This is a genomic window from Terrabacter sp. P5_B1, from assembly GCF_056400505.1.
In genome coordinates this window covers 1-11,227 of sequence record NZ_JBFULD010000119.1, presented here as the reverse complement: position 1 = coordinate 11,227, position 11,227 = coordinate 1, and the positions used below count along the sequence as shown (strand labels likewise).

The 11,227-nt window shown below is 70.7% G+C and carries 8 protein-coding genes; 6 read left to right on the top strand and 2 right to left on the bottom strand.

What is annotated here, in order from left to right; translation table 11 throughout:
* Both AC1DP0_RS10545 and valS read right to left on the bottom strand, forming a co-directional pair.
* Positions 1 to 306 (bottom strand): hypothetical protein (locus AC1DP0_RS10545; protein WP_478084388.1); only part of this gene is annotated, 306 nt, incomplete at its 3' end.
* 104 nt (positions 307 to 410) lie between these two features.
* Positions 411 to 3,086: a valine--tRNA ligase gene (gene valS / locus AC1DP0_RS10540; protein WP_478084386.1), complete on the bottom strand. Its 2,676-nt coding sequence runs from the start codon at positions 3,084 to 3,086 to the stop codon at positions 411 to 413.
* Positions 3,087 to 3,291: 205 nt separating this feature from the next.
* Here valS and AC1DP0_RS10535 point away from each other — a divergent pair, with 205 nt between their 5' ends.
* The 6 genes from AC1DP0_RS10535 to obgE all read left to right on the top strand — a co-directional run bounded on the left by AC1DP0_RS10535 (position 3,292) and on the right by obgE (position 10,893).
* Positions 3,292 to 4,065 carry a lysophospholipid acyltransferase family protein gene (locus AC1DP0_RS10535; RefSeq protein ID WP_478084385.1) on the top strand — a complete coding sequence of 258 codons (774 nt, stop codon included), beginning with the start codon at positions 3,292 to 3,294 and terminating at the stop codon, positions 4,063 to 4,065.
* 53 nt (positions 4,066 to 4,118) lie between these two features.
* A complete protein-coding gene (locus AC1DP0_RS10530) occupies positions 4,119 to 4,892 on the top strand; it encodes a TIGR03936 family radical SAM-associated protein (RefSeq protein WP_478084383.1) in 774 nt (257 codons plus the stop codon).
* Positions 4,893 to 5,101: 209 nt separating this feature from the next.
* Positions 5,102 to 8,428, top strand: a complete 3,327-nt coding sequence (locus tag AC1DP0_RS10525) for an Rne/Rng family ribonuclease (protein ID WP_478084380.1) — start codon at positions 5,102 to 5,104, stop codon at positions 8,426 to 8,428.
* 125 nt (positions 8,429 to 8,553) lie between these two features.
* Positions 8,554 to 8,862 carry a 50S ribosomal protein L21 gene (gene rplU / locus AC1DP0_RS10520; RefSeq protein WP_478084390.1) on the top strand — a complete coding sequence of 103 codons (309 nt, stop codon included), beginning with the start codon at positions 8,554 to 8,556 and terminating at the stop codon, positions 8,860 to 8,862.
* A 39-nt stretch (positions 8,863 to 8,901) separates the two neighbouring features.
* Positions 8,902 to 9,171: a 50S ribosomal protein L27 gene (gene rpmA, locus AC1DP0_RS10515; protein WP_030200289.1), complete on the top strand. Its 270-nt coding sequence runs from the start codon at positions 8,902 to 8,904 to the stop codon at positions 9,169 to 9,171.
* A gap of 186 nt (positions 9,172 to 9,357) precedes the next feature.
* Positions 9,358 to 10,893, top strand: coding sequence for a GTPase ObgE (gene obgE, locus AC1DP0_RS10510; protein WP_478084377.1), 1,536 nt, complete (start codon positions 9,358 to 9,360; stop codon positions 10,891 to 10,893).
* Positions 10,894 to 11,227 lie beyond the last annotated feature (334 nt).

Sequence of the window (11,227 nt, the reverse complement as noted above, 5' to 3'; positions counted from 1 at the left end):
TCGCAGGAGCGTCCGGATGAGCTGGACCAGGGCGAGGACGACTGCGAGCGCCGCCAGGACGAGGATGACCTGGACGAGGGCGACGAGCACCGGCGAGGGGTCGAAGGGGGTCGCTGTCGACGTCGCCGTCGGCTGCGGGGTCGTCGCCGAGGACTGCAGGGAGGTCACGGGGGGCAGGGGCGGGATCGTCTGCACGTCCGTGGGGCGTGACAGCAGGGACACCGGCTGGCCCATCGCAGCCACGACCAGTGCGGCCATGACGACGACCCCACTGACGATGGCGGTCTGCAGCCCCCGTCTCGACATGCGAGAGACCCTATGCCAGCAGGGTCGTCGGCACCGGAGTAGCGGTCCGATCGTTGCCGTCCTGAGAGGTCAGGACAGCAACGATCCGTCGGGCCGCTGGAGGATCAGGCCTTGCTGGGCGCCTTCTCGACGGGGACGAGCTCGGCGTCGCGGACCTCGACCGCCTCGCCCTCGGCATACGTCAGCTCGCTGATGCGTCCGCTGGCGCGCAGGTCGGACTCGGCCGCCCGCAGGTGCGCGACGGACGTAGCGGGAGCGACGAGGGTCATGGTGCGCACCTCGGCGCGCATGCCGACCTTCGCCTCGGACTTGACCTTGCGCACGCCGGCGAGGGCAGCACCGACCGACGAGAGGAGCGCCGGGTCCCCGCCCGACGGGAGCTCGTCGCGCGTCGGCCAGGACTGGCGGTGCACCGAGCCCTGCCCGAACCACGACCAGACCTCCTCGGTCGCGTACGGGATGAACGGGGCGAGCAGGCGCAGCAGGGTCTCGAGGGCGAGGCGGAGCGCCGCCCGGGCGCTCGCGGCCGCCTCGTCGCCCTGRCCGCCGTAGGCACGGTCCTTGACGAGCTCGAGGTAGTCGTCGCAGAAGGTCCAGAAGAAGGTCTCGGTGACCTCGAGGGACCGGGTGTAGTCCCAGCCCTCAAAACCTTGAGTGGCCTTGTCGACGACGTCGGCGAGTGCCGAGAGCATCGACAGGTCAAGGGGATTCGTGACCGCCGCACGCAGGTCGCCTGACACGTCACCGAAGCCCAGGGCGAACTTGCTGGCGTTGAGCACCTTGATCGCGAGGCGACGGCCGACCTTCATCTGGCCGGTGTCGTAGGCGGCGTCCGTGCCGAGACGACCCGAGGCCGCCCAGTAGCGCACGGCGTCGGCGCCGTTGGCCACGACGACGTCCTCCGGCGTCTCGGCGTTGCCCTTGGACTTGCTCATCTTCTTGCGGTCCGGGTCGAGGATCCAGCCGCTGATCGCCGCGTGCCGCCAGGGCGCGACGCCGTGCTCGAGGTAGGAGCGCGTCACCGTGGCGAAGAGCCAGGTGCGGATGATGTCGTGCGCCTGCGGGCGCATGTCGTAGGGGAAGAGGGACGCGAAGAGCGCCTCGTCGGAGCCGAGCCGGTCGGCCTCGGCTGCGCCTTCGCGCACCGGCCAGCCGGCGGCGATCTGCGGCGTCAGCGACGACGTCGCCCACGTGTCCATGATGTCGGGGTCGGCGACGAAGCCACCGGGCACGCCGCGCTGGCTCTCGTCGTAGCCCTCCGGCACGTCGATCTGCGGGTCGACGGGCAGCGCCGACTCCGGAGCGACGATCGGGTGGTCGTGGTCGGTCTCGCCGTCGGCCGTCACGGGGTACCAGACCGGGAAGGGCACGCCGAAGAAGCGCTGGCGCGAGATGAGCCAGTCGCCGTTGAGGCCCTCGACCCAGTTCTTGTAGCGCGACCGCATGAAGGTCGGGTGGAAGTCCACCGTCTCGCCCATGCCGACGAGCTTGGAGCGCAGCGCCTCGTCGCGCCCGCCGTTGCGGATGTACCACTGGCGCGAGGTGACGATCTCGAGCGGCTTGTCGCCCTTCTCGTAGAAGTTCGCCTTGCGCTGGGTCTTCTGCGGCTCGCCGTCGAGGTCACCCGACTCGCGCAGGGCCGCGACCACGGCCTCACGGGCGCTGAACGTCGTCTTGGTCGCGAGCGACCCGGCATACAGCTCCTCGCCCGGGCCCCCGACGAGCCACTCGGGCGTCTCGGCCTGCAGGCGGCCGTTGCGGGTGATGAGCGAGCGGATCGGCAGCTGCAGCTCGCGCCACCACATGACGTCGGTGAGGTCACCGAACGTGCAGCACATGGCGATGCCGGCGCCCTTGTCCATCTCGGCGGCGTGGTGGGCGAGCACCGGCACCTCGACGCCGAAGAGCGGCGAGGTCACCGTCGTGCCGAAGAGGGGCTGGTAGCGCTCGTCGTCGGGATGCGCGATGAGTGCCACGACCGACGGGATGAGCTCGGGTCGCGTCGTCTCGATGAAGACGGGCTCGCCACCAGCCTCAGTACTGCGGTGGAACGCGACGCGGTGGTACGCGCCGGGGTAGTCGCGCGCCTCGAGCTCGGCCTGCGCGACGGCGGTCTGGAACGTCACGTCCCAGAGGCCGGGGGCCTCGCTCTGGTAGGCCTCGCCCCGCGCGAGGTTGCGCAGGAACGCCTGCTGCGCGACGGCGCGCGAGCGCTCGTCGATGGTGCGGTAGGTGATGTTCCAGTCGAGGCTGAAGCCGAGGCGACGGAAGAGCGACTCGAAGGTCACCTCGTCCTTGACGGTGAGCACGTCGCACAGCTCGATGAAGTTCTTGCGGCTGATCGGGCGCTGGTCGGCCGCCTTGATGGCCTTGCCGTTCGCGTCCACGCCCTCCTCGAAGGGCGGGGTGAAGCCCGCCTCGTAGGGCAGGCTCGCGTCGCCGCGCACGCCGTAGTAGTTCTGCACGCGCCGCTCGGTCGGCAGCCCGTTGTCGTCCCAGCCGATCGGGTAGAAGACCTCGAAGCCCTGCATGCGCTTGTAACGGGCCATGCAGTCGGTGTGCGTGTAGCTGAAGACGTGGCCGACGTGCAGACTGCCGCTCGCCGTGGGCGGCGGGGTGTCAATGGCGAAGACCTGGTGCCGGGGCAGCTCCAGCGCCTTGGCGCGGTCGAAGGCGTAGGTGCCCTCGTCCGCCCATACCTGCATCCACTTCTCCTCGAGCCCGTCGAGCGAGGGCCGCTCGGGGATCCGCGAGGTCGTGGTGGCAGGCGTGTCAGTCATGCGCCCAATCCTTCCATGGCCGTCAGGGTGCCTTCGACCGCCTTTCTGGCCGTATGCCGTGTGGCCGCGGCCTCCCGGCCGTCAGAAGTCGCAGCCGGGCAGGTCACACCCGGCTGACAGCCGCATCTGGTCCCGACCCGGCGTCGGCGTGCCGAAGCGTGCCGAAGCGTGCCGAAGCGTGGCGGCGCAGGGCAGAGTGTCCCCCATGGAGCCCGTCTACTCGTCCGTCATCGGTGTCGCCCGTGGGGTCTTCGCGATGCAGGGACTGAAGTTCACCATCCTCGGCGACGACAACGTCCCGCGAGCCGGGGGAGCGGTGATGACGATCAACCACACCGGCTACATGGATTTCACGTACGCCGGTCTCGCCGCCCAGAAGTCCGGCCGGCTCGTGCGGTTCATGGCCAAGGACAGCGTCTTCTCCCATCCCGTGAGCGGGCCGCTCATGCGCGGGATGCACCACATCCCCGTGGACCGCACCGCGGGGGCGGCGTCGTATGCCGCCGCCCTTGACGCGCTCCGCTCCGGGGAGATCGTCGGCGTCTTCCCGGAGGCGACGATCTCGCGCTCGTTCGAGCTCAAGGAGTTCAAGACCGGCGCGGCCCGGATGGCAATCGAGGCAGGTGTCCCGATCGTGCCCGTCGTGATCTGGGGCTCCCAGCGGGTCTGGACCAAGGGTCACCCGAAGCGGCTCGGGCGCACGAACGTGCCGATCCTCATCAATGTCGGCGAGCCGATCCCGGTCGCTCCCGATGCCGATCCGGACGCGGTCACCGTGCAGTACAAGGCGGTCATGGCCGACCTGCTCGCCGTCGCGAGAGCGGCCTACGAGCCGCTCATCGGCCCGGACCTCAAGTACCTCCCGGCCAGTCTGGGCGGCACGGCGCCGACCCTCCCCGAGGCGACCCGGCTCGACGAGGCCGACACGGCCGAGCGCCAGCGCCGCGCAGACGCGCGGCGCGGCTTCTCCACGGACTGACGGTTCAGCGGGCCCGCTAGGGCCGTGAGCCGTCAACGGTTAGCCTTCCGGGCATGGCTCGTCAGGCACGTCAGCGCGTCCCCGAGGGTCCGGCACCGGATCCCGCGGTCCAGAAGCTCCGGATCCGCTACACGAAGCGGGGACGGCTGAGGTTCACCTCGAGCCGCGACTTCCAGCGCGCGCTGGAGCGGGCGCTGCGCCGGGCGGACGTGCCGATGGCCTTCTCTGCGGGCTTCCACCCGCACCCGAAGATCAGCTATGCCAACGCTGCGGCCACGGGCACGGGCAGCGAGGCGGAGTACTTCGAGATCTCGGTGACCCAGCGTGTCCAGCCGGACTCGGTGCGTGTCGCCCTGGACGAGGCTCTGCCGCAGGGGATCGACATCCTCCAGGTCGTCGAGGCCGCCCCGGGGGCCCTCGCCGACCGCCTGGAGGCCAGCGACTGGCTGCTCGAGTTCGCCGGCGTGCCGCGTGAGGTCCTGGACTCGGCCGTGGCGGCTCTGCTGGAGCGCGACACGGCCGAGGTGACCCGGTTGACGAAGTCCGGTCCGCGCACCTTCGACGTGCGTGGCTCGATCGTCTCTGCTCGAGTCCTTGCGCCGAGCGACGCGCTCACCGACACGGTCACGACTCACGAAGTCGGGGCTGACTGTGCGATACTGCGCATGGTCGTACGGCACACCACACCGGCTGTACGCCCCGACGACATTCTGACCGCGCTGCGTGAGATCGCCGACCTGCAGCCTCCGCGCCCCCCTCTGGTGACGCGACTGGCGCAGGGACCGCTCGACACCGTAAACGTGAGGGTGACCGACCCGCTGGAATGACCTGCCAGGTCATGACGACGACAAGGTTGCCGACCAGGACGTCGGCGGCATTCGATCACGGGGCCGCGCCCAGCGCGAACCGTTTTCGGGTGTAGCGAGACGACTTCCGTTCCGTCGCACACGCGGCGCGACGACTGCAACCGCACTCGTGCGGTGTCGGCGGCTCCGGCCGGGTGTGGGTCACACCGCACCTGACGGGAGGCTGCMTGATGGCACCCAACGACACCACCTCCGGCAACGACGCGACGCTGGTCCCCGCCGAGCACGACGCCGAGCGCGGCCATGACCGGAGTGCCGGGCAGGACGCCCAGGCGCCCGCCGCGGAGGCAGCTCCAGTCGCGAGCGCGCCCGCCCCGCGCCGCCGTGCCGCGCGTCGCACGACGAAGAAGGCCACCACCATCGAGCCGAYGGCCCCCGCCGCGGCGTCCCCCCAGCCAGAGGGAGCAGCCGAGGCACCGCTCTCCACGGGTGACACCGGTGACACGGCCGACACGCCCGCCACCACCACCGAGGTCGTCGAGGCCGAGACCGCCACGACCGAAGCCGCCACGACCGAGGCCGCCGAGACGAAGCGTCCGGCACGCAAGCGCGCCACCCGCAAGAAGGTCGAGCCCGGCGACGCGCCGACGGCTCCCCGGGCCACCAAGCGCGGATCGCGCACCAAGGCCGACCGAGCCAGTGCCGCCGTCGAGGAGCTCTTGGCCGGCGTGCTCACCGGAGACGACGAGGACGCCACCCAGCCGGGGGCGGCCTCCTCCGCCGGGTCCGAGGCCGCGACCGTCGACCGCACCGCCATCATCGACGTCGAGGCGCTCGACGAGGCCGAGGAGCTGCCCACCGTCGGCATCTCCGACTCCGACGAGGACGACCGCTCGACCACGGCGGTCCCCAGCTTCAGCGTGCTCTTCCAGGCGCCCGACGCGAGCCAGGCCGTGCCCACGCGCCGCCGCCGCGGCACGCCGCAGCCCGCGGTCGAGGAGCAAGTGGAGGAGAGCGAGGACGAGCCCGTCGCCGCCGACGAGGACCTGTCCGAGACCGACGAGCAGCCCGACGCCCAGTCCGACGAGGAGGCCGGCCCCCGCCGCTCGCGCCGCCGCCGGGGTGGCAAGGGCCGCCGTGGCCGCGGCAACGACGAGGACGAGGCCCAGGACCAGCAGGCCGACTCGGGCGACTCCCGAGGTTCGCGTGGAGCACGTCGGGGATCCGCCGAGACCGTGGACGAGCCGGAGGCCGACCGCGACGACGAGATCGACACCGACACCGAGGGTGACGCGGATGACGAAGGTGGCTCGAGCCGTCGTCGCCGGCGTCGTCGCCGCGCCGGCTCCGCCGCCGAGTCCGGAGACGACACCCCCAACGTCTCGACCCGTGTGCGCCAGCCGCGCACCCAGAGCGACGAGCCGGTCGCCGTCAAGGGCTCGACCCGTCTCGAGGCGAAGAAGCAGCGCCGTCGTGAGGGCCGTGAGGCCGGCCGACGTCGCACGATCATCACCGAGGCCGAGTTCCTCGCCCGCCGCGRGGCCGTCGACCGGGTCATGGTCGTGCGCAACAAGGACGGGCGCACCCAGATGGGGGTCCTCGAGGACGGTGTCCTCGTCGAGCACTACATCGACCAGGCCACGAACGTCTCGATGGCCGGCAACATCTACCTCGGTCGGGTCCAGAACGTCCTGCCCTCGATGGAGGCCGCATTCGTCGACATCGGCAAGGGCCGCAACGCCGTGCTCTACGCCGGTGAGGTCAACTGGGACGCCGCCGGTCTCGAGGCCAACCAGCCCAAGCGCATCGAGAACGCCCTCGGCTCCGGTCAGACCGTCCTCGTGCAGGTCACGAAGGACCCGATCGGCCACAAGGGTGCGCGTCTCACCTCGCAGATCTCGCTGCCCGGCCGCTACCTCGTCTACGTGCCCAACAGCTCGATGACGGGCATCAGCCGCAAGCTGCCCGACACCGAGCGCGCCCGCCTCAAGAAGATCCTGCGCGACGTCGTGCCGGACTCCGCCGGCGTCATCGTCCGCACCGCCGCCGAGGGGGCGAGCGAGGAGGAGCTGCGCGCCGACGTCGAGCGCCTCACCCGGACGTGGGAGGACATCCAGGCCAAGGCCGAGGAGGCGTCCAGCCCCCGCGCGGGCAAGAGCAAGGGCAAGAAGAAGAACGGCGCACCCGGGTCGGCGACGGGCGGCCAGGCCCCGATGCTCCTGCACGGTGAGCCCGACCTCACGGTCCGTGTCATCCGCGACGTCTTCAACGAGGACTTCAAGCAGCTCGTCGTCGCCGGGGACCAGGCGTGGAAYGAGATCCACCCCTACATCTCGTCGGTCGCCCCCGACCTCGCCGACCGCGTCAGCAAGTGGACGGCGGAGGAGGACCTCTTCACCCACCACCGGGTCGACGAGCAGCTCTCCAAGGCGATGGACCGCAAGGTCTGGCTGCCGAGCGGTGGCTCCCTCGTCATCGACCGCACCGAGGCGATGACCGTCGTCGACGTCAACACCGGCAAGTTCGTCGGCTCGGGTGGCAACCTCGAGGAGACGGTGACGAAGAACAACATCGAGGCGGCCGAGGAGATCGTTCGCCAGCTCCGGCTGCGCGACATCGGCGGCATCATCGTCATCGACTTCATCGACATGGTGCTCGAGAGCAACCGCGAGCTCGTCGTGCGCCGCCTGCTCGAGTGCCTCGGACGCGACCGCACCAAGCACCAGGTCGCCGAGGTCACCTCGTTGGGGCTCCTGCAGATGACCCGCAAGCGCGTCGGCTCGGGACTCATCGAGGTCTTCTCGGAGACGTGCGACCACTGCAACGGGCGCGGCTTCATCATCCACACCGACCCCGTCGACAGGGGGGCGCACCCGCAGGAGCAGAGCCAGGGCGACGCCGGCGGCAGCAGCCGTCGTCGCGGCCGGGGTCAGAGCCCCAGCCAGGGCAGCGGTGCGCAGAACGGCAACGGCGGCCAGCAGTCCGGTCAGCAGCCGAGCCAGCAGACCACGCACGCGGAGTCGAAGAGCAACGGTCCGACCGCGGCCCAGATCGCGGCGGCCGCCCACGCTGCCGCGCTCAAGAGCGCGTCCGGTCAGCCCGCGGGTGAAGCAGCGGCCGAGGCCATCGCCGAGGTCCGCGCCGAGGTCCACGCCGATTCGCACGGTGAGGCCCCTGGCGAGGTCCACAGCGAGGCCAGCGCCGGTCACGGCTTCCCCGAGGACAACGGTCCCTGGTCGGGTGACGACGCCCAGGACGCCGACCGCGCCGACAGGCAGGCCACCTCGGGTGGCGAGCACGTGGAGCTCGAGTCCGACCTCACGAACGCCACGAGTGCCACCGACGGCTCCGACGGCACCGACGGATCCGACGGCTTGGCACCCAGCGTCACCGCGGTGCAGCCCGAGGTGACCGTCGAGACCACAGGGACCGCCCCGGTCGTGGCGAACGTGCAGGTGCAGCCCGCCGCCCGGGGGCGTCGCCGTCGGGGACGCGTCGTCGCGCCAGCCGGCCCGCCCCGCGCCAGCAGCGAGTCCCGTCCCACCGGCGGGGCCTGACCTCGGTTTGGAGCTGGACGCTCCCAGCCGGTAATCTTTGTCCTTGGTGCGCCCACCGGGCCCGTATTGACGGGCCGGTGCCGAAAGCGGCGATACCAACCCTTGATGAGAGAGTGAGTTTCACTGTGTACGCGATTGTTCGCGCTGGCGGTCGCCAGGAGAAGGTGTCGGTGGGCGATGTCCTGCTCGTCGACAAGGTGACGGGTCAGCCCGGCGATGCCATCGAGCTCACGCCCCTGCTCCTCGTGGACGGGACCACGGTCACGTCCGACGCCGACAAGTTGTCGAAGGTGTCGGTCCAGGCCGAGGTCGTCAAGGCCGCCAAGGGCCCCAAGATCGTCATCATGAAGTACAAGAACAAGACCGGCTACCGCAAGCGTCAGGGCCACCGTCAGCCGCTGACCCAGGTCAAGATCACCGCCATCAACGCGTGATCCGCCCGGAACCCAGAGACTCACGAGAGAAGGACTGACATGGCACACAAGAAGGGTGCGTCCTCGACCCGCAACGGTCGCGACTCGAACGCACAGTTCCTCGGCGTCAAGCGTTTCGGTGGCCAGAAGGTCAACGCGGGCGAGATCCTCGTCCGTCAGCGCGGCACGCACTTCCACCCGGGTGAGGGTGTCGGCCGCGGTGGCGACGACACGCTGTTCGCCCTGGTTGCCGGCGCGGTCAAGTTCGGCACGAAGCGTGGCCGCAAGACGGTCAACATCGAGCAGCCGGAGACCGCTGCCGCTGAGTGATCGACGCGATCACCACTGATGTACCGGAAGGGCGGGCCCGAGCGGCCCGCCCTTCCGCCTTTCCCGGGCGACCCGGCATTCCGAAATGATGTGGCAGTCCCTCGCAAGCGCGCGAGTGCCACCTCCTCGGCTCCAGCCATCCTGCGTATGCCGTCCGCCCACCCTGATCTGGAAGAGTGACCTCCCATGGCAGTGACCTTCGTCGACCGCGTGGTGCTGCACCTCAGCGCCGGGGCGGGCGGGCACGGTGTCGCCTCCGTCAAGCGCGAGAAGTTCAAGCCGCTCGGCGGACCCGACGGTGGCAACGGGGGCCGGGGAGGCTCGGTCATCCTGCGCGTCGACCCGTCGTCGACGACGCTTCTCGACTACCACCGCCACCCGCACCGCAAGGCCGGCAACGGCGCACCCGGTGCCGGTGACGAGCGCAACGGCGCCGACGGGGACGACCTCGTGCTGGCCGTGCCGGAGGGTACCGTCGTCAAGGACGCCTCGGGGCAGATCATCGTCGACCTCGTCGGCATGGGCACCGAGCACGTCATTGCCGCCGGCGGTCGCGGGGGCCTGGGCAACAAAGCCCTGTCGAGTGCTCGTCGCAAGGCCCCCGGGTTCGCGCTCCTCGGCGAGCCGGGCGAGGACATCGACGTCGTGCTCGAGCTGAAGTCGCTCGCGGACGTGGCCCTCATCGGCTTCCCGAGCGCGGGCAAGTCCTCCCTCGTGTCGGTGCTCTCGGCCGCGAAGCCGAAGATCGCCGACTACCCCTTCACGACGCTCGTGCCCAACCTCGGGGTCGTGACGGCCGGATCGAGCCGGTTCACCGTGGCCGACGTGCCCGGACTGATCCCGGGCGCCCACGAGGGCAAGGGGCTGGGGCTGGAGTTCCTGCGCCACGTCGAGCGCTGCTCGGTACTCGTCCACGTCATCGACTGCGCGACCCTCGAGCCGGGCCGTGACCCGATGAGCGACCTCGACGTCATCGAGAACGAGCTCTCGCTCTACGTCCCCGACGCCGACCTCGGCGGCCGGCCGCTGTCCGAGCGCACCCGCATCGTCGTGCTCAACAAGGCCGACGTGCCCGAGGCGCGCGAGCTCGCCGAGATGGTCAAGCCCGACCTCGAGGCCCGCGGTATCGAGGTCTTCATCGTCTCGGCCGTGGCGCATGAGGGCCTGCGCGAGCTGAGCTTCGCGATGGCCCGCCACGTCGACGCCGCCCGAAAGGAGATCGGTGAGGCCGTGCCCAAGCGGGTCGTACTGCGACCGCGGTCCGTCGACGACCAGGGCTTCTCGGTGACCAGGGAGAACGGCCCCGACGGCGTCTTCTTCCGCGTCACCGGGGCGCGCCCCATCCGCTGGGTGCGGCAGACCGACTTCAGCAACGACGAGGCCGTCGGCTACCTCGCGGACCGCCTCGGCCGGCTCGGTGTCGAGGACGAGCTCTACAAGGTCGGCGCGGTCGCCGGCGACACCGTCGTCATCGGGGCCACCGACGACGCCGTCGTCTTCGACTGGGAGCCGACGTTGCAGGCCGGGGCGGAGCTGCTCGGCTCGCGCGGCACCGACCTGCGCCTGTCCGAGTCCTCGCGTCCGACCCGTGACGAGAAGCGTGAGGCGCAGAAGGACCGCTACGCGGCCCGCGCCGCCACCCAGGAGGAGCTCGATGCCGAGCGCCGGTCCGGCCTGTGGCACGTCGCCGCCGAAGAGGACGACGAGGACAACGGAGCCTGACCCACCCCACCGTTCAGTCGAGTGCCCACTTCCCGACGTGGGGAACTGGGCACTCGATGTCGAGGCGGCGGGATCCGCGCACCGTTCAGTCGAGTGCCACTTTCCGACGTCGGGAACTGAGCACTCGACGGGGTGGGGCGGGGGTGGGCGCATAGGGTGTCGGCATGAGCTCGTGGGGCGCGCTACTGCGTCGCGGTCACCTCGGCACCGAGGCCGACCGTGCGACGTACCGCACGCTGCACACCGCCCTGCTCGCCTCGCCGCCGCTGCGGAGGGGCCTGACACCGGCCGCCGCCGAGAAGTCGCTCAAACACCTTCGGTCGCTCCTCGGAGC